Genomic DNA, 18,227 nt, shown 5'->3' with positions numbered 1-18,227 from the left:
AGGGGAACTACGTATGACGGAAAAAATCAATACCTTTCAAATAACCATGCTCATTATTTTATTTCAAATCGGCAGCGCCATCGTATTAGGCATAGGGCGTGAGGCAGGAAAGGACTCATGGGTGGCCATTTTAACAGGTACTGTAATCGGAATCTTGTTCTTTTTTCTATATGCACTGATCTATTCATTAGGAAAGAAGAATACAATGAAAGATTTGCTTTGCTTCTCTTTCGGAAAATATATTGGCAATATTCTTGCATTTTTATATGCACTGTATTTTATCTATATATCCGCACGGGTTCTTGGTGATTTTGCTTTTTTTATTCAGAATGAATTTTTAACCGTCAGTTCTTTTTTGGTGAAAGTTACCATAGTCCTTGCAATTGGATATATCGCCTATTTAGGAATTGAAACATTAGGAAGATCCGGGGAAGTGTTATTTTTCATAACCTTGATCATCCTGGTTCCCATTTTCTCTTTTTTCTTCATAAGCGATACTATGGACTTCCGAAATTTACGTCCGATCAGAGGAGATCTGAATAAAGTGATAAAAGCTTTATTCCCTTTAGTAATTACCGTGCCCTTTGGAGAACTCGTCGTGTTTTTCACTTTGTTTAAATATGTCAATGATTTTCGGACATTCATAAAAAGAGGATGGATTGGAGTTGTTGTATCTGGTTTTCTACTCGCAACCGTTTCGGTGTTGACATTAGGTACATTATCGAAGGAATTAATGGCCGAATTTACCTTTCCGTTTGTCAAAGCCGTGCAAAACATCAATATTGAATTTTTACCTCATCTTGAAATTATCATCATCATTATCTTTATGATCGGAGGAATCATCAAAATTAGCATTTTCTTTCAAGGTGGGATTGAGATTCTATCCTCGTTATTTCACGTAAAAAACCACAAAAAGTTGATCATACCTGTCCTAATTTGTGTTTTTTTCATAACCATCATCTTTATGAAAAATTATATTGAACATATTACAGTCGGCTTAAAAACGGTTCCCTATTATTTACATTTACCATTTCAAATTGGCATCCCGTTATGCATGCTCGTTTCACTTTTTGTCAGGAAAATGTTAACTAAGTCGGATTGAAGCTCTAATACTATCTTTTAAAATATATCAAATTTTTGGTTTAGAAACCTCTGTTATACTAATTTGCCCGTAATAACTGTCATAATGAAAAAACTAAATTTACCCAGAAAATAAATTGACATTAAAAAAAGCGTCAATTCTTTTGGAACTTGACGGCTTTTGTTTCTTATAAACTGGTTCTTCATTTAAATACTCTTCCAGAGTAATACCTTTATTCATAATTTTAAGAGCGATAGATTTTCTAACATAACGAAGGTGCAAGGCTCATATTGATAACCGGTAACGGCTTCTTTGCCTTTCGGATATGGAATAATAAAGCCATACTTTGTTGCATTCTACTCTAGCCAAATCGCCTCTTTAGTTCCTCCGAAGCAATCTTCTACAGCACACCTTCCATCTCCTCCGGTAACATCGATGGCAAGACCTGTTTCATGTTCACTCGTGCCAGGCGAAGCACTGTACCTTCTTGCCACTTCATATCCATCTCTACTTACATAAGAGTAAAATAATGTTGAATATTTTCGATAAGCTGAAACACCTAAGAATGAAATACCTGTGCTTTTGCATCAGTAAATAATTCATGAATCGCTGCTGCATCCTCTGCTTGCATTTCTCGCTTTTCCGTTTTCTCTTTGAAAATAAAAAGCTTGTGAAGAAAAAATAGTACCTTTCTCCACAAGCTGAGACTTTTAAAGAGTCTTTTTAATTGTTCTATGGCTATTAACTCAACCATTATAGATTACAGTATCCACGACAAAACAAAAAGGCTAAAAACCTTGATAAATCAAAGCTTTTAGCCTCGCAACATGTATGACCTGTGAGGGGGTCGAACCGCCGACCTTAACCCTGTCAAGGTTGTAAAGCGAATCCAATTATAACAGATTTAGTTGGAAATCGTTGATTAAATAGGCTTTAATTTTTCCTAAGTATGATTTAAACGGATGTAATTGGTGGCAGTATGATTGGTTTTGCCATCAGTCTGCCTCCAACTTGCAACCAGTTAAACCCCTTGTTTAATATGGCTTATACCCTTTAATAGCTACTAGTGGGCTATTTCATTTAAACAATCGTTAGCCAACCATGTTAGCTTAATTTTCCAATTAATATTTACCGAAGAAAATTCTTAATGAAGGTAATTTGTTCTTCTGTATTTAAAGCTGGAGCATGACCAAGTTTTGGAATCGTTACCATTTGACAGTTTGGTTTTTGCTTCATTTTTATCGCTACATCTAGGGGCAAAACGTCTGATATTTCTCCCCGAATGAGTAATATTTTAGATTGAATAGCTTCCCAATAGTTCCATAAATTTAAATCCTCTATTTGCTGAAATTGCATAACTATGTTCGGGTCATAATCAGGACTAATCCCACCCTCATCTCTTCGTCTGCAAGAATTTTGGGTAAAATCAATCCATTCATGCTCATTAGAAAGACCAAATGTGGCATAAATGGTTTTATAATAATTCTTTAATTCTTTAAAGGTTTTGAATTGTGGAGGAGCCCCTACGTAACTTATAATTCGCTTAATGACTTCAATATACCGGAAATTATTGTCAGTAGCACTAGCACCAATGTCATTTAAAATTAAGTGGGTTATACGTTTTTGGTGAAGAGGTTTTCCAGCTATAAGAATACCAATAACTCCTCCCATCGAGGTTCCAACCCAACGGACTTCCTCAATTCCTAAATGGTCCAATAATCCAATAGCTAAGTTACAGTAATTTTCAAAACAATAATCCTTTTCAGGGGAAGTACTCCATTGGCTCCATCCTCGCCCAATCGTATCTGGACAAAGGATATGGTAATCTTGAGCTAAATTCCGAGCCAAGATATCAAAATCTCGCCCATTCCGAGTTAGGCCGTGCCAACAAACCACAGTTGGTTTCTTGGGATCTCCCCATTCTGAAAAATGAACTTCCATTCCATTAATTGTTGCAAATCTAGATTTAGGAGAAAACATAAAACACCTCCATATATTTATAATATTCTGATAATTAACATTTGCTTTAATGGCAAGAATCCCTTCTTCAATAAAACATCCTGAGTAAAAACAAAATAGAGCTGCAAAAGCATCAATTAGGACCTATTTCTTTTTTTATTAAATGGAAAAAATTAAATAACAACCCCTCCACTAACTTCTATTACAGAACCATTTATATAACTTGCTTCATCTGAAGCCAAGAAAGCATAGAGGTTCGCAACCTCTTCAGGATTTCCTAACCGGCCAAGCGGCACTTTCTCTTCCATAGCCTTAATTACTTTTTCTGGCATGGGATCTAGAATGGAAGTCGCAATAAATCCAGGACAAACAGCATTGGAACGGATACCATTTTTTCCAAGTTCTTTTGCCCAGGTTTTGGTCATACCGATCACGCCAAATTTAGTAGCGGCATAATTGGTTTGACCAAAATTCCCATAAATCCCAACAATCGAAGAAGCATTTAAGATCACTCCTGCATTCTGCTTTTTCATAATATCAACAATAGCTCTTGCAGTATTATAGGTTCCTTTTAAATTTACATCTATCACCTTGTCAAACTGCTCATCAGTCATTTTATATAACTGACCATCATCTATTATGCCAGCATTATTTACTAAAACGTCTATACGGCCATATCTTTCCATGATTTCATCAACCATTTTAGAGATTTCTAGTTTATTAGTAATATCAACTTTAAAACATATAGCTTCGCCACCAAATTCAACAATTTTAGAAACTGTTTCTTCCATACCAACTTCATTTAAATCTGCAACAATTACTTTCCCACCTTCTTTAGCAAATTTTATGGCTGTTGCTCGTCCTATTCCGGTACCTGCTCCTGTAATAATGGATATTTTGTCTTTTAATCTCATAGTTTCCACTCCTATTCTGTTGTTAATGTATAAATAGATCTCCCTGATTCATCATTTCTTAGAAATTCCACTTCCATCCCAATCTTAATGTCTTGTCCTTCCAAATATCCTTCTATTTGGGTAAGGAACCTCTTTTGGTCATCCTCTACTACAGCAATAAGATAAGGAGCCTTTTCATAAAATTCTACGGATCCTACATGAATAACTGAATAGGTATATATTTTTGCTTTTTTAGACAATTTTACGTCCTCCTTTTAAAAATATGAACGACGCAAGTTGCCGCAGAGCCGCCAATATTATGTGTAAGACCAATTTTTGCTCCTTCGACTTGACGTCCTCCTGCCTCGCCTCTTAGTTGAGTAACCGCTTCATAAATTTGGCTAATTCCAGTTGCTCCAATTGGATGGCCTTTCGCTTTCAATCCACCACTTGTATTAATTGGAATAGTGCCTGTTAATGAAGTTTTTCCCTCTAAAACGGCTTTTGCACCATTTCCTTTTTCAAAGAAACCAAGATCTTCTATATTAATAATTTGGGTAATCGTAAAACAATCGTGCACTTCAGCAAAATCAACATCTGAAGGTTTCACTCCTGCCATTTTATAAGCTTCATTCGCTGCATGTACTGTCGCATTAAAAGTAGTCATGGAAGGTTTAGAAGCTAAAGTTAATGAATCTCCAGCATGACCAGATCCAATTACTTCTATTAAAGTGTTGTCAGACAGCTTTGCAGCAATTTCCGTAGCGGCAAGAACTACAAAAGCCGCTCCATCAGTAACCAGCGAACAATCATAAACTGTAAAAGGTTCTGCAACAGGCACACCAGATTTAACTATGTCTATATCAATTTTTTTATGAAGTTGCGCATTCGGGTTTAATAAAGCATTATCGTGATTTTGTACAGCACATAAAGACATGGCATCACGCACATCACCATACTCATACATATAACGATTGGCAATCATTGCAAAAATAGATGGAAATGTTGTCCCGAGGTTGACTTCTAATTCTGCATCAGCTGCACTCGCAAGGGCTGAAGTCACAGTATTTGTATTTTGATGCGTCATTTTCTCCACTCCACCAACGAGAACAACATCATATAAACCTGAGGCTACCGAAATATAGGCTTGCCTAAATGCTAAACTTCCAGAAGCACAAGCACCTTCTGTACGGATAGTAGGAATATACCCCAACTCTAACACTTCAGAAGCCAAAGCATTAACGTGGCTTTGATTTGCTAATTGTGAGGCATTAAAATTTCCAATGTATAAAGCTTCTATTTTATCCTTTTCAATTTTTGAATCTATCAATGCCTGCGTGCCTGCTTCATAAATAAGATCTCTTAATAATTTTTCCGGTTGCTTACCCATTTTCGTTTCACCTATTCCAACAACAGAAACACTTCGCATTTCTTCACCTCATATCATACTTTTACATAACAAATTTTCGCAGTTCATCTAAAATTCTTCCAATATCTTAATAATATTCTCTCATTTTCCTCTTCAAAATCTTACCGGATGCATTTCTCGGAAATTCTTTTACTATTTTTAAGTGATGAAGCTTTTGAAAACGAGCAGAAACCTGAATGTTTACCCAATTAAAGAGTTCCTCCTCTGAGATAGTTCCATCATTCTTGATAATAACTTGAGCAACTGGAGTCTCTCCCCATTTTTCATGAGGAATCCCAAAAACAGCACATTCAGAAACTAGTGGATGCCTGCTAATTACTTCTTCAATATCACGTGGGTAAACATTAACTCCTCCAGAAATAATCATGTCTTTTTTCCGATCAACAAGGTAAATAAAGCCTTCTTCATCAAAATAACCTATATCACCCGTCTTAATCCAATTTTTATCCACAACTGTACTTTCTGTAATTTTACTATTATTATAGTAACCTGCCATAAGTGTAGGGCCTCTCCCTACTATCTCTCCAATCTCGCCTGAAGGAAGCTGGTTTCCATTTTCATCTATCACTTTACACTCATTAAAGACCATTGGAGGTCCCACGGAATTTGTCTTTCTTAAAACATCTTCTGGTCGTAATGTTGTAAGAAAGCCTTCGGTTAACCCATATAACTCAAAAAGACGTCCTGGAAGTTTTTCACAAACTTCTTTTTTTCGAGCCGTTGGCAGCGGCGCCCCTAGTGTTAACAAGACTTGTAATGATGCTAGTTTTTTCTGTTCAAACTGTGGATTTTCTAGTAATGTAATGATTTGTGTAGGCACTAACATCGTATGGGTTACTTTTTCTTTCTTAATTAATTCTATTGCTAGTTCTGTATTATATTTAGGCATCACAACAAAGGTTGCACCTGCGCAAATTGCGGGATACATAAATGCTACTGACCCGTTAAAAACAAGATTTCCGGCAGCAAGGACGATACTATCGAAATTGACTCCGTACTCCATGGCCCATAATAACGCATACATTATTCGTGTTTTATGAGTATGCAAGATTCCTTTTGGAAGTCCTGTCGTCCCTGAGGAATACATAATATTGCAGTCATCATTTTCGTGAATCTCTACAATCGGCTCTGTGTCAGCAGCCCTGTCCTTTTCAGTTTGAAAGTGGAGAGCCTCGTTAACAGATTTCTCTCCAACAAACACATAGGTTGTTATTGAGTCAAGGTCTGCTTTAATATCTAGTATTTCCTCCCAATATTTATCTCCAACGAATAACACCTTTGGCTGACAATCATTTATTATAAATGCGTTATCCTTTCCTTTTACCATGATATTTAAAGGTACAACGACCGCCCCAATCTTTGCAGTTGCCCAAAATAATTCAAGCATTTCAATGCTATTAGGAAGAAGCATTGCAACTCTATCACCTTTTTCCACATCTAGGTTTGTAAGCATATTGGCAACTTTATTAACTCTTTTATTAAATTCTTCATATGTAAGTCGTTCATTTCCCACAACTACAGCAAGTTTATTTGGATAGTGAAGTGCATTTCTTTTAAGCATAAATCCTACATTCATAAAATTAACGTTGATTTTTTCCATACTTTACCCCCATTTTAAAAGGACTATTTTTCAAATTGAAAAAGATTTTACTTGATATCAGCCTGTATAACGACTGTTAGTTTTTGAAAAAACACAAAAATGATGAAAAATTTAACTATAAATCAATCAAAAAGAAAGTCAAAAACCCACGATTCAAATAGAGGCTGTAACTGGGATTTCACTACAAACAAATCTACAACTTCACTCTATATTCAATCAGATATTCCCTTAATATAGCGGAGGTGTATATAAAAAAAAGTTAATACCGAATTTTTAATTAAAACCTGGGATATTCGGTATTAACCTTTTATTTTTATTAATTCTTTGTCTAAACTCAAAATTTGCACCAGAACCCTAATTTTTAAGCTTTATTGAAGGGAGAAGAGAATAATAGCAATTAACATCGCAATGGTTGTAATGACTCCGGCGACTACAAAAAGAGGCCAATAAGCACGTTTATGTGTATCCTTTGCTATAGAGCGAATCAATGTCACCACATACCCGTTATGAGGCATAGCATCCAAACCGCCAGAAGCTAACGCTGAAACCCGATGCATAGCACCTGGGTCAACTCCCAACTTGGTATAGATAGGTGCCAAAATCGGGAGTGCAATTCCAAGCCCGCCTGAAGCGGAACCCGTAATCCCTGCAATCAACGTTACTCCGATACCAAGGCCCAACAATGGTGGTCCAGGAATATGGGTGACCGCATAAACCACCTGTCTGAAGCCTTCTGTCATTGCAACAACTGATCCAAATCCAACGACAGCACATGTATTGGAAATCGCGATAATAGATTCTGAAGCTCCTTCTGCTAGCGAACCCCAGAATTGTCGGATGAAGCGGAACATTAACAACCAAGCAATAATAATTCCCGCTACCATTGAATAAACTGCCGAGATTGTGGATTCAACATGATATCCATTCGTCAGAACAGCCAGACTAACCACTACCACCAACAAAGGAAGCAAAGCTACAATAAAATTAGGACGTTTTATTTGAGCAAAAGAAGCAGTTTCTGCTGATGCTGCCATTTCCTGCTGGGCATTCGTTAGTGTATGATTAACAAACGAATGCTCCTCGAAATGTTCGCCGCGTGCAGCTGCTTTTTTTACAGCCCGTAACAGGTAAAAACATCCCGCTACTGCAATTCCTGCAGCACAAATCATCCCTATTACGCCGCCTGCCCAAGGAGTTGTATGAAAAAACTTACTTGGGATTAGGTTTTGAATTTCCGGTGACCCAGGCATTGTCATCGTAAAGGAAACAGAACCAAGAACAATTGCGGCAGGTATAAAACGTCTTGGTAAATTCGCTCCCCTAAAAAGTGATTCCGCGATTGGGTAAACTGAAAATCCAACCACAAAAAGTGATACTCCCCCATAAGTCATAATGGCGCAAGTAATCACGGTTGCAAGGATTGCCCATTTCTTACCTAGATACTTCATTAGTGTGTTAGCGATGGAATCAGCAGCTCCTGTATCTGCCATAACTTTTCCAAATATCGCTCCAAGTAAGAACAAAATAAACCATGATGCGAAGAACCCCGTAAACCCTTTCATATAAGTTTCAGTTAAAACTTTTGCTAAGTTTTGTCCTGCTGTTACTGCGACGAAGGATGATGCGATAATTGCCCCAATAATAATGTTTATTCCACGTAATGTCATCCATGTTAGCAACCCCAGTGCAACCACGAGCAAAATAATCTCCATTTTTATTTCCCCCTGATAAGAACATTTAGATTTTTTAATGTAGTTGTCTTACATTGAAACAAAAACTCCATTTAGCATCTCCCATAACGGTTCGATGCCATAAACCGAATTACCTGGTCCATATTCCTCCCTCCATTCCCCTTTAAAATGTAAGCGTTATCTTTTTTGGTAAAATAAATATCATATGTTGTGATTACTCGTAATCTAAGTTAGATTAAAAACACTACCATAGAAATACAAATTAGACCACAGTCCAATTTTATTAAATTTTAAAATATTCTGTCAATGAATATTTTGGAGGTTTTTTTATGCTTGAACAAAAAAATAAGCAACGTAGGGGAGAAAAAACCCGCGAAAAAATTTTAAAAACGTCTTTAAAACTTTTTAGTGAAAAGGGTTATGACAAAGTGACAGTCGATGAAATTGTAAAAAAAAGCGGCACCTCAAAAGGGTCATTTTACCAGCATTTTTCAGCTAAATCGGACATATTTTTAGTTAGATTCTCAGAAGTAGACGATTATTATCTTAAGGTAATCCAATCCTTTCCAAAAGAAATGGATGCTTTAGAGAAATTATTTATCTTCATAAGGAAATTAATGCAATTTCTTGAGGAGGAAATGGGCAAAGATCTAGTGAAAGTCATTTATAGTGCAGCATTAAATTCAAATGAACACACGTACTTCTTAAATCAAAATCGCTCACTTTTTTTAATCATCCGTTCATTAATTAAAGAAGGAAAGAAACTCGGCGCTATTAATACTGAAATATCTCTAGATGATATTTCAACACTGATAACTCAAAGCCTAATGGGAATCATTTATCACTGGGGAATACATGATTCTGAGAAAAACTTAGAATCATTGGCTATCCCGTTGACTAAAACTATCATTGAGGGTTTAAAAATAAAAAACTAAAGCAATGTGGATTCAATAGCTAATCCAATCCGCTTAATCACTAAAAAGTTAAAAAAATAGACCTATTCGTATTCTGAATAGGTCCTGATTTTTATTAAATTGGCAATCTTTCCTTACATTTTCAAAACCACCCTACCTACCTCTAATTTAAAATGTATTATCTTCAATCAATAAAGTTTCTTGTTTTCTGATTAAACAATTTTAATAAGTTATCCATGAATATCGCCCACCTTTCTGCCCTTATCTTCGTGGCTTATTTTGCCACCAATTCATCTGTATTACTTCAAACTTAATTTCCTGTTATATAGAAAAAAACCTGATAACACAACGGTTACCAAGGCTCTGTATCGATGACCTGTGAGGGGTTCGAACCCCCGACCTCAACCCTGTCAATTTTGTTTCCTTTGTTTAATCTGTATAAAATAAATTAAATAAATATGGAAAACAATGATTTATTATGAGTTTTTTGATGAGGTTAAATCAAAACTGTTAAACAAAATTAATTAGAAAAATAACTACTATTAAATAATTTTAGGAGTAACCCTAGTAACAATCATATGTGTGTATATGATGACTGAATGATAAGCCTGTTCACTGATGCAACCCGAGAATTGTGATGAGTGAATTTATTTATCATTCACTTCAGAGCGTTAAGTGCGACCTTGGCAGCTTCTGCAATAAGCACATTGTCATAGGTGGCATTCTGTGTATAGCAGCTGGATAGGACTGCGATGACAATGGGAGCTCTATTCGGCGGCCAAACAATCGCAATATCATTCCGCGTTCCATAGCTTCCTGCCCCGCTCTTATCATCGACTTCCCAACCTGTTGGTGCGCCTGCACGGATTAATGCATCTCCAGTGGTATTTCCCCGCATCCAATCTGTCAGGATCTTACGTTTTTCAGTAGGGAGCAAGTCGCTGACTGCGAAAGCCTGGAGGCTCGTAGCAAGTGATTTTGGTGTGCTTGTGTCACGTGTATCTCCAGGAACAGCTGAGTTCAAATCCGGCTCGTAGCGATCAACCTTGGTAACGTTATCGCCAATCTGCCTCAGTGCTGTTTCAAATCCCTCAGGTCCTCCCAGTTTCTCTAATAAAAGGTTCCCAGCGGTGTTGTCGCTATATCGGACAGCAGCCTCGATAACTTCCCGAAGAGTCATCCCGGTATCTACGTGAAGCTTTGTCACGGGTGAATACGAAACTATGTCTTCGCTGTTGTATGTAACTAACTCGTCGAGTTGATCAATTGAGTAATGCTGCAGCAATGCACCTGCTGTTAGAGCTTTGTAAGTAGATGCGTAAGCGAACCGCTCATGAGACCGATAGGAGACGATTCGATTTGTACCTGTATCGATAGCGTAGACTCCGAGCCTGGCGTCAAACTTGCTCTCAAGTTCTGCAAACTCACGGTGTATAGGGAATGCTGGTGTTTTCATGACTGCCTTATCGGGTTTGTCAGAATGGTTATTGGTGGTCATCGACCAGCCGGCGAGGGGTACAATTGCAACCACTAGCATAAGCAGGGCATATATTAAATTATTCATACTGAAAATATCATTTGTTTTCCTCAAGATCTTACCTCTTTCTATTAGTATTAGATGTCCTAAAAATAGAATAAGCGGGTTTAAACATTATGTTTTGATTAACACCGTCGGCTATTAACCAGCAGATTCTAAAAACTTTCGGATTCAATTCCGATTATTTATACAACGAAAAATTTATTTCGTTTGCAGCTTTTTGAACCATATTCAATATCACTTTCATAACCTTATGCTGCCCCGAAATGCTGGGGGAGAATTTCCTCCTTTCTCCAATTTAATTACATGTGTAATAGTAGATTACGCACTAAATACTACGCATGTAGTATTTATTACAAAGGTAATACTACATGTGTAATAAAAAGTTGTCAATATCATTTTGTCGTTTGCTTTCCTTTTTCATTAAGGTCAAAATATGCCCGAAAAACCCGCTGGCTGATGATATTAGCAGCACTGTGCGGCGAAGCATAACCATCTCGGTAGGCATTGGGCACAATAACGGCAATGGCAATCTCGGGATCATTAAATGGAGCATAACCAGCAAAAGAAAGATTCCAAGTCTTCACCCCATTTTTATAGGATTCCGAGGTCCCGGTTTTACCCGCGGCATTGTACGGTTCATCTTTAAAATATCCTCTCGCTGTTCCTTTGGAACCATGGGTAACCAGCCAAAAACCTTGTTGAACCCGCTTAATCATCTCCTCACTCATATCCACCCGATTCAGCACCACTGGTTCGATTTCATCGATCACGTTACCCGCTTCATTGCCATTCATATTGGGTTCACGAATCTCCTTCACCAATTGAGGCTTCATCCGGTATCCTCCATTGGCAATCGTTGTCATATACTGGGCAATTTGCATCGGTGTATAGGTATCTAATTGTCCGATGGCAATTTGAAAGTAGGTGCTTGGATTGGTTCCTTTAATTCCCGCCGTTTCATTATCAAAATCAATACCAGTAGGGATGCCCAAACCAAATTGGTTGAAATAATAGCGGATGGTTTCAATTTTTTTCGGATTGATATTCAATGTGCCATTGGGGACATACTTGCCGCCCATAATTTCTATCGCGGTTTTCCACATATAAACGTTTGATGAACGCTCTAATGCCTCTAATTCGTTAATTCTGTTCATGACTTGGTAAGAGGAAAAGGTTCCCGACCCCTTAAATCGCATGACTTCATCCAGCTCGATTTCCCCGAAATCCCTGACACCCGTTTGGTATCCGGTTAATACTGTGGCCCCTTTTACAACGGACCCCTGTTCAAACGCATAAGTGAAGGTTCCCGGTGTAAAATCGGTAAACTCCCGGGTCTGCCTGTTATACACTTTTCCTGACATCGCAAGAATGCGGCCTGTTTTCGGCTCCATTGCCACAACAAAGGCAGTGTCAAGCGTATCCGTATGCGGCTTTTGGATTGCACTGACTAACTCTTCCTGCATAATTTTTTCCACTTGGGCTTGAAACTCCATATCAATGGTCAGAACAATATCCTTGCCGCTCTTCCCTTCCGATACAGTCTCTGTACTCACCACATTTCCGTTTGGATCTGTCACCGTTTCCACTTTTTCCTTTTGGCCTTGCAACACGCCATCATAAAGCTCTTCAATATAGCTTTTCCCGACGCGGTCATTCAGGTTGTACCCTTTAGACGTATAGTAATCTACCTTTTCTGCCGGAAGTCCTTCATCTGCACTCGTTACTTCCCCAAGCATATTCCAAAACGTTTCCCCGTAGGTGCGGCTCCTCTTCCAATCGGTCGTGACATCCACACCCGGCAGGTTTTCCAGATTTTCATTGACCTTCGCATATTCTTCCTCTGTTACATTTTCATTTTTGATCATCGTCGGGGTTAAAGCGCTGGCGGAAGAAAGTTTCCGGTATATGGCCGCCAGGTTTTTGTCCATTGCCTGGAGATCGCTTTCTGTAATGCGGTTCAATTTTAATTGATATAAATCCTTGTCATTCAGCCTTTCCTGTTTGTATAATTTCTCCTCCTTCTTTGTGATTAAATCCGTGCCATTGTTATGTACCGCCAGCCAGATATCTTTCAAATCCCGATCGGTTACTTTATTGATCTCTTTATCAGTCATGACCAGAAAGGTATTTAACTTTTTGGCCAGTTCAAGCAATTCGTCCGGCTGCGGATTTTTGGGCGGTGTATAGATAATCGCCTTTTCCGGAATATTGTAGACTACTAACTTATGATTCATATCATATATTTTTCCACGCGGAACTGAATAGCTGACGGGCGTCACATCTGTCTTCTCTGCCTGAGCCGCATAGTTTTCCCCTTTGATAATTTGGATAACGCCAAGGCGGAGAATCAGGATAGAAAAAAGAACAAAGACCATGAAAAAAAGACCATTCAGTCTCCATCGAATTGGGTTTTTTACTATATTTTCTTTCTGCCTTTTCTGCATCAAAACGCATCAGCCCTTTCATACTTGAAAGTTTGTGTACAAGGTTGCTTTAAATACTACAATTGTAGTATTTAGCCCGAGAAAGTCCCAAAAAGGAAGGGTAATCCTTTCTGGGGTTAATTATTAATATATCTTCTTATGATGCAGGATCTGCTTGGCAATCTCCGCTGCCTTGCTTCCTTGGGCCTGCCCATCCATATTTTGAATATTTATGGCAAAATAAAAACGATCATCTCCTTTATCGACAAAGCCAATAAACCAGCCATTTACATTCTTTCCATTAATCATGCCGGTTCCCGTTTTACCATACAACCGCCCATTCTTTTGCACATCTATTAAAATTGCCTTTTTTACCGCTTTGATATTTTCCGCTTTAAAACCCCATTGATTTTCTTCTAATTGGTATAATAATTGAACTTGTTCAATGGGCGATATTTTTAAGGAAGATTCCATCCAGTAACTATCCATATTGCCTGAAAGATCCTCATTCCCGTATTTTATCTTGTGAAAATAATCTTGCAGCTGCTTTCTTCCTACCTCTCGATCGGTATTTTGGAAATACCAATTCACGGATTGGCTCAAGGCAGTCGCTAAATTTTGATTTTGATTCCATTCTGGAAAAGGATAAATTTTCCCATCCCAAACCTGTTTATTGTTATTCGTTGAAATCACATTAGATTCCATTGCAAATAAGGCAGAAAATATTTTATAGGTGCTATCAGGAGAAATCCTCTGTTCACTAAACTCTCGATTATAAATTTGATATTGGTTTTTAGAAGAATCATATAAAACGAAGCTACCCTTGTAGCCCTTAAAATAGGAGCCTAGATCTTCATAGACCGCATTCTTCCCGCTAAACTGATACACATCATCTGGGCTCGCAATAACGGTGGTGATTGGAGCAAGGAATAGCACAACAATTCCTAAAACTGCGCAGATGGCCTTGCTTTTCCATTTCAATAATAGAGAATCGCTAGAGAAGCTTGCAATGCACTGGATTCTTTGTTTGATTTGTGTTTTTGTGCCACCTATACCTGGAGCAAACTGTTCAAGGGTACGATCATGTTTTTTATCTGCAAACCGAATGATGGTATGCCCATATTCGATATATCCACTCTCATCCAAGAGATTTAAAACGGAAGCATCACAGGCTAACTCCCGATCGATTCGAATCCTTTTTAAGGCATACCAAACGAACGGGTTAAACCAATAAATAATACGAAATAAACACATGACGTAATTCCCGAACAGATCCTTGCTTTTATGATGATGCAGCTCGTGCAAAAACACGTACTTTAATTCATTTAACGAGAATGCTTCTCGCGTTTTGCTTGGTAAAAAAATATAGGGTTGAAAAATCCCCACCGTGATTGGCGAGGTAATAAGAGAGGTCTCCCTCAACCTTATGTTTCTTTTCACCCCAACCAACTCTTTGCACGCTTCTAATAGTTCATTTAACTTTTGGTTATGAACAGCCGCAGCTGACTTTTTCATTTGATAGATTTGATAGTTTGAATAAACAGCAGCCACAATAAAAAGAACCACTCCAATGACCCAAACTGTAAAAAATGTATGGTAGAGGAAATCGGGCGTTGACTTGTTAACCGATATCGTGAAATCATTTAATAGATCGCTGTTTGGCGCCTGAGAGGCATCCACTCCATTATTCCTTTCACTCTTCAATGGCGCGTCTCTATGAAAAAAAAGTAAGCTTTTAAAATAGCGCGTTCCTTCTCCAAGTCGAAAATAATTCCTAGGTAAAAAGGTAGCAAGGATTGGAATGCAAAGGAAATACCAAATTTGATAATGTGCTTTCACCGTCATATGATGGTTTAATAGCTTTTTGATTAACAGAATTATGAAAATAAGGAGGGATACCACGATTGTACTAACTAAAATCCGCAGCAGCATGGTATCCATTATTTTTCCCCTTTCTTGTCCCTTGTGGATAATATTTCCTTTAATTCCGAAATATCTTCATTCGATAACTTTTCATTCTCAATAAAATTTAATATCATTGAATTTAACGTGCCGCCGAAAAACTGCTGCAGAAAGGAATTACTTTTTTGCTCAACATATTCGTGCTTTTCAACCAGTGAAGTATAAATAAACACCCGGCCATCTTTTCTTGCGTGCAAAGCCTTTTTCTTAACTAGGCGCGCCAGCATGGTGTGAATGGTATTTGGCTTCCAATCACTCTTATTCGAAAATTTCTCCACTACCTCAGGAGTCGAAATCGGCTCAAAGTTCCATATAACCTTCATCACTTCATATTCTGCTTCTGATATTTGAGGAATCTCCTTCATGATAACCCTCCTACTTTTACAACTGTAGTATTTATTATAGCAAGACGGGCCAAAAACATAAAGAAATAGTCGTGACTTTAGCGTATGGTAAATATTCCCCCTGTGTGTTGACGATTTCTTCTAATAGTAGAAGGGAGCTTTTTACTCCCTCCTCACGTTTTATCGCCATAAAAGATTGAAATAAACTATCGAGGTTATGTGCAGTTTTTCACAATATTCAAACGTTTTTAACGCGATTTCCTATTCGTTTGTCAGCCAAAATAAAAACGCCTCCTGTTCGGTTAAGTCAACGGAACAAAAGACGCATAAACGCAGCGCTACCATGTTGTAAATAGGAGCGCTACCCTGCAATTAAGTCAACGCATAAGTCATTGGAAATAAAAAACGGTAGAACACCGTTATATCAACGTTTCTACCGTTCGGATGACCTGTGAGGGGTTCGAACCCCCGACCTCAACCCTGTCAAGGTTGCGCTCTCCCAACTGAGCTAACAGATCGCTTATTAATCTACATATCTAATTATAGTAATATTGTAGCAAAAGTCAATAATTAATTTCCAATATACAACCTCAAAAAACAAGAACATTAGTTCTTATTTCAGTTGAATAAAGAACTAATGTTCGGTTATAATGATAGTATATAAAGAAAGGAGTGATTTACATGGATGGGCTTTTTATTCGTTCAATTGAAGAAAACATGCCTTTGGAAATGATTTACCTTGCCGACAACCAAGAAATTTCACAACGGAAACTGATTGTGAAGGAAATAAATGATGACTATATCCGCGGGTACTGTTTGCTTCGGAAACAGATGCGCACCTTTAAACGTGAAAACATCTTATCCCTAATGCCCGAATCACAATCAAAAAATCGATATCTTCATTAATTCCTCTTTACCTCTTAACAGCAGCTTACCAATCCCTTTATTCCCCGTTGTGAAAGCATTTCCAGTCGAGTTATGGTAAAATTCTAATGTATCTACTGAATATGGGGGTTTTATCACATGGAATTTCCAAAAGGCAAGATTAAAGAACTTACCTTTCATAGTAAAGAGCTGGGAGAGGAAATACTACTTCTCGTTTACCTTCCAGCAAACTTCTCACCACTCTATAAATACTCTCTGCTGATTGCCCAGGATGGCCGGGATTATTTTCAACTTGGCAGAATTGGTCGATTAGCAGATGAGTTTCTTAATACCAGAGAAATTGAAAACTTAATTATTGTTGGGGTACCCTATAAAGATGTTGCCGATCGCCGCAGAAAATATCATCCAAATGGTGATCAAAATGAGCAATATATACGCTTCCTAGCACATGAATTAGTGCCATTTCTTGATACGGAGTTTCCAACCTATCAAATGGGTACGACCCGGGCACTTATTGGTGATTCTCTTGGGGCAACCGTCTCTTTAATGACAGCGATTCAATATCCACATACATTTGGAAAGGTGCTTTTGCAATCACCCTATGTGAATCAAAAGATCTTAGAATTAGTGGAAGATTTTACAGATACTCAGCTACTAGAGATTTATCATGTAATCGGAACCCAAGAAACGGAAGTACCGACGACAGATGGACAAGTGAAGAACTTTTTAGACCCTAATAGGGAACTATCAAAAATCATTTCAGATAAACCATTTACATACTTTTATGAAGAATTTAATGGTGATCATACGTGGACCTATTGGCAGCCAGATTTAAGACGGGCACTGAACATGTTTTTCTAACACATATTAACAAAAGTTTGAGTATTTTCTATTATTTAATATTGTTAGAAAATTTGCTATAATAGTAAGAAGGCTGTTATGAGTATTATTTTTCTATTTAAATAATTTTTTAAAACGGAGGTATATACGTATGAAATTTGGAGTTGTCATTTTTCCATCAAAAAAGCTTCAAGATTTAGTGAATTCTTACCGTAAACGTTATGATCCACACTATTCACTTATTCCTCCACACTTAACATTAAAAAATGCCTTTGAAGCAACTGAAGAGGATGCAAAGGATGTAGCGAATAAGCTACAGCAAATCGCTCAAAATACCCATCCATTTTCTTTAAAAACTTCAAAGATTAGCTCTTTTCAACCCGTAAATAACGTGATTTATTTTAAAGTTGATCCGACAGAAGAACTAATAAATCTGCATTCCGAAATCAATCAAACTTTTAGTGATTCACCATTAGAGTATGCCTTTGTCCCTCATATTACGATTGGTCAAAACCTCTCTAATGACGAACACTCCGATGTCTTTGGTTCACTCCGAATGACAAAAATTGATCACGAAGAAACCATTGACCGATTCCACCTTCTCTATCAATTAGAAAATGGTTCTTGGACTGTATATGAAACATTTCGTCTTGGAAAGGAATAGGT

16 protein-coding genes, 1 tRNA gene and 1 pseudogene are annotated in these 18,227 nt (G+C 37.6%); 5 read left to right on the top strand and 13 right to left on the bottom strand.

All coding sequences use genetic code 11. The features are described 5' to 3' along the window. The first annotated feature begins 13 nt into the window (after positions 1–13). Complete coding sequence (locus AC3A54_RS22270) at positions 14–1,102, top strand: GerAB/ArcD/ProY family transporter (RefSeq protein ID WP_487656276.1); 1,089 nt, start codon at positions 14–16, stop codon at positions 1,100–1,102. A gap of 215 nt (positions 1,103–1,317) precedes the next feature. On the opposite strand, the pseudogene AC3A54_RS22265 reads toward AC3A54_RS22270, so the two are convergent. The 8 genes and pseudogenes from AC3A54_RS22265 to AC3A54_RS22230 all read right to left on the bottom strand — a co-directional run bounded on the left by AC3A54_RS22265 (position 1,318) and on the right by AC3A54_RS22230 (position 8,674). After that, positions 1,318–1,653 (bottom strand): annotated as a pseudogene (locus AC3A54_RS22265) (M15 family metallopeptidase). Further along, on the bottom strand, positions 1,641–1,835 hold the full coding sequence (locus AC3A54_RS22260) for a hypothetical protein (RefSeq protein WP_487656275.1): 195 nt from the start codon (positions 1,833–1,835) through the stop codon (positions 1,641–1,643). The pseudogene AC3A54_RS22265 and the gene AC3A54_RS22260 overlap by 13 nt, the downstream one beginning before the upstream one ends. Positions 1,836–2,209: 374 nt before the next feature. Beyond that, the gene (locus AC3A54_RS22255; RefSeq protein ID WP_487656274.1) at positions 2,210–3,061 is read right to left on the bottom strand and encodes an alpha/beta fold hydrolase; all 852 of its coding nucleotides are present in this window, start codon (positions 3,059–3,061) and stop codon (positions 2,210–2,212) included. A 152-nt stretch (positions 3,062–3,213) separates the two neighbouring features. Then, positions 3,214–3,954, bottom strand: coding sequence for a 3-oxoacyl-ACP reductase FabG (fabG, locus tag AC3A54_RS22250; RefSeq protein ID WP_487656273.1), 741 nt, complete (start codon positions 3,952–3,954; stop codon positions 3,214–3,216). A gap of 11 nt (positions 3,955–3,965) precedes the next feature. Further along, positions 3,966–4,193: a Zn-ribbon domain-containing OB-fold protein gene (locus tag AC3A54_RS22245; protein ID WP_487656272.1), complete on the bottom strand. Its 228-nt coding sequence runs from the start codon at positions 4,191–4,193 to the stop codon at positions 3,966–3,968. A 2-nt stretch (positions 4,194–4,195) separates the two neighbouring features. Further along, positions 4,196–5,362 (bottom strand): thiolase domain-containing protein, encoded by a 1,167-nt coding sequence (locus tag AC3A54_RS22240; protein WP_487656271.1) that lies wholly within the window; start codon positions 5,360–5,362, stop codon positions 4,196–4,198. Positions 5,363–5,429: 67 nt separating this feature from the next. Next, the gene (locus AC3A54_RS22235; protein WP_487656270.1) at positions 5,430–6,962 is read right to left on the bottom strand and encodes a class I adenylate-forming enzyme family protein; all 1,533 of its coding nucleotides are present in this window, start codon (positions 6,960–6,962) and stop codon (positions 5,430–5,432) included. Between the two features lie 368 nt (positions 6,963–7,330). Then, entirely contained in the window at positions 7,331–8,674 is a 1,344-nt protein-coding gene (locus AC3A54_RS22230; RefSeq protein ID WP_487656269.1) for a GntP family permease, read from the bottom strand. Between the two features lie 308 nt (positions 8,675–8,982). On the opposite strand from AC3A54_RS22230, the gene AC3A54_RS22225 reads away from it, so the two are divergent. After that, positions 8,983–9,588: a TetR/AcrR family transcriptional regulator gene (locus AC3A54_RS22225; protein ID WP_487656268.1), complete on the top strand. Its 606-nt coding sequence runs from the start codon at positions 8,983–8,985 to the stop codon at positions 9,586–9,588. Positions 9,589–10,225: 637 nt separating this feature from the next. Here AC3A54_RS22225 and bla read toward each other — a convergent pair. The 5 genes from bla to AC3A54_RS22200 form a co-directional block, all read right to left on the bottom strand. After that, positions 10,226–11,131, bottom strand: coding sequence for a class A beta-lactamase (gene bla / locus AC3A54_RS22220; protein ID WP_487656301.1), 906 nt, complete (start codon positions 11,129–11,131; stop codon positions 10,226–10,228). Positions 11,132–11,499: 368 nt separating this feature from the next. After that, complete coding sequence (locus tag AC3A54_RS22215) at positions 11,500–13,551, bottom strand: peptidoglycan D,D-transpeptidase FtsI family protein (protein ID WP_487656267.1); 2,052 nt, start codon at positions 13,549–13,551, stop codon at positions 11,500–11,502. A 123-nt stretch (positions 13,552–13,674) separates the two neighbouring features. After that, positions 13,675–15,471 carry a BlaR1 family beta-lactam sensor/signal transducer gene (locus AC3A54_RS22210; RefSeq protein ID WP_487656266.1) on the bottom strand — a complete coding sequence of 599 codons (1,797 nt, stop codon included), beginning with the start codon at positions 15,469–15,471 and terminating at the stop codon, positions 13,675–13,677. Further along, positions 15,471–15,857 carry a BlaI/MecI/CopY family transcriptional regulator gene (locus AC3A54_RS22205; RefSeq protein ID WP_487656265.1) on the bottom strand — a complete coding sequence of 129 codons (387 nt, stop codon included), beginning with the start codon at positions 15,855–15,857 and terminating at the stop codon, positions 15,471–15,473. The genes AC3A54_RS22210 and AC3A54_RS22205 overlap by 1 nt, the downstream gene beginning before the upstream one ends. Before the next feature lie 424 nt (positions 15,858–16,281). After that, a tRNA-Val gene (locus tag AC3A54_RS22200) sits at positions 16,282–16,354 on the bottom strand. A gap of 163 nt (positions 16,355–16,517) precedes the next feature. Between AC3A54_RS22200 and AC3A54_RS22195 the strand changes: the two genes are divergently transcribed. The 3 genes from AC3A54_RS22195 to AC3A54_RS22185 all read left to right on the top strand — a co-directional run bounded on the left by AC3A54_RS22195 (position 16,518) and on the right by AC3A54_RS22185 (position 18,225). Continuing rightward, on the top strand, positions 16,518–16,742 hold the full coding sequence (locus AC3A54_RS22195; RefSeq protein WP_309865759.1) for a hypothetical protein: 225 nt from the start codon (positions 16,518–16,520) through the stop codon (positions 16,740–16,742). A gap of 117 nt (positions 16,743–16,859) precedes the next feature. After that, positions 16,860–17,582, top strand: a complete 723-nt coding sequence (locus AC3A54_RS22190; RefSeq protein WP_487656264.1) for an alpha/beta hydrolase — start codon at positions 16,860–16,862, stop codon at positions 17,580–17,582. A gap of 130 nt (positions 17,583–17,712) precedes the next feature. Next, entirely contained in the window at positions 17,713–18,225 is a 513-nt protein-coding gene (locus AC3A54_RS22185) for a YjcG family protein (protein WP_487656263.1), read from the top strand. Positions 18,226–18,227: the final 2 nt, after the last annotated feature.

Source organism: Neobacillus sp. Soil_C_43 (assembly GCF_057656715.1).
Note: the sequence above shows the minus strand (reverse complement) of the source record. Positions and strands in the feature narration are given on the sequence as shown.

Bases quoted from the DNA above. Each gene is read 5' to 3' on its own strand.
- AC3A54_RS22270 (WP_487656276.1), top strand. From the start codon at position 14: ATGACGGAAAAAATCAATACCTTTCAAATAACCATGCTCATTATTTTA.
- AC3A54_RS22260 (WP_487656275.1), bottom strand. From the start codon at position 1,835: ATGGTTGAGTTAATAGCCATAGAACAATTAAAAAGACTCTTTAAAAGT.
- AC3A54_RS22255 (WP_487656274.1), bottom strand. From the start codon at position 3,061: ATGTTTTCTCCTAAATCTAGATTTGCAACAATTAATGGAATGGAAGTT.
- fabG (WP_487656273.1), bottom strand. From the start codon at position 3,954: ATGAGATTAAAAGACAAAATATCCATTATTACAGGAGCAGGTACCGGA.
- AC3A54_RS22240 (WP_487656271.1), bottom strand. From the start codon at position 5,362: ATGCGAAGTGTTTCTGTTGTTGGAATAGGTGAAACGAAAATGGGTAAG.
- AC3A54_RS22235 (WP_487656270.1), bottom strand. From the start codon at position 6,962: ATGGAAAAAATCAACGTTAATTTTATGAATGTAGGATTTATGCTTAAA.
- AC3A54_RS22230 (WP_487656269.1), bottom strand. From the start codon at position 8,674: ATGGAGATTATTTTGCTCGTGGTTGCACTGGGGTTGCTAACATGGATG.
- AC3A54_RS22225 (WP_487656268.1), top strand. From the start codon at position 8,983: ATGCTTGAACAAAAAAATAAGCAACGTAGGGGAGAAAAAACCCGCGAA.
- bla (WP_487656301.1), bottom strand. From the start codon at position 11,131: ATGAATAATTTAATATATGCCCTGCTTATGCTAGTGGTTGCAATTGTA.
- AC3A54_RS22215 (WP_487656267.1), bottom strand. From the start codon at position 13,551: ATGCAGAAAAGGCAGAAAGAAAATATAGTAAAAAACCCAATTCGATGG.
- AC3A54_RS22210 (WP_487656266.1), bottom strand. From the start codon at position 15,471: ATGGATACCATGCTGCTGCGGATTTTAGTTAGTACAATCGTGGTATCC.
- AC3A54_RS22205 (WP_487656265.1), bottom strand. From the start codon at position 15,857: ATGAAGGAGATTCCTCAAATATCAGAAGCAGAATATGAAGTGATGAAG.
- AC3A54_RS22195 (WP_309865759.1), top strand. From the start codon at position 16,518: ATGGATGGGCTTTTTATTCGTTCAATTGAAGAAAACATGCCTTTGGAA.
- AC3A54_RS22190 (WP_487656264.1), top strand. From the start codon at position 16,860: ATGGAATTTCCAAAAGGCAAGATTAAAGAACTTACCTTTCATAGTAAA.
- AC3A54_RS22185 (WP_487656263.1), top strand. From the start codon at position 17,713: ATGAAATTTGGAGTTGTCATTTTTCCATCAAAAAAGCTTCAAGATTTA.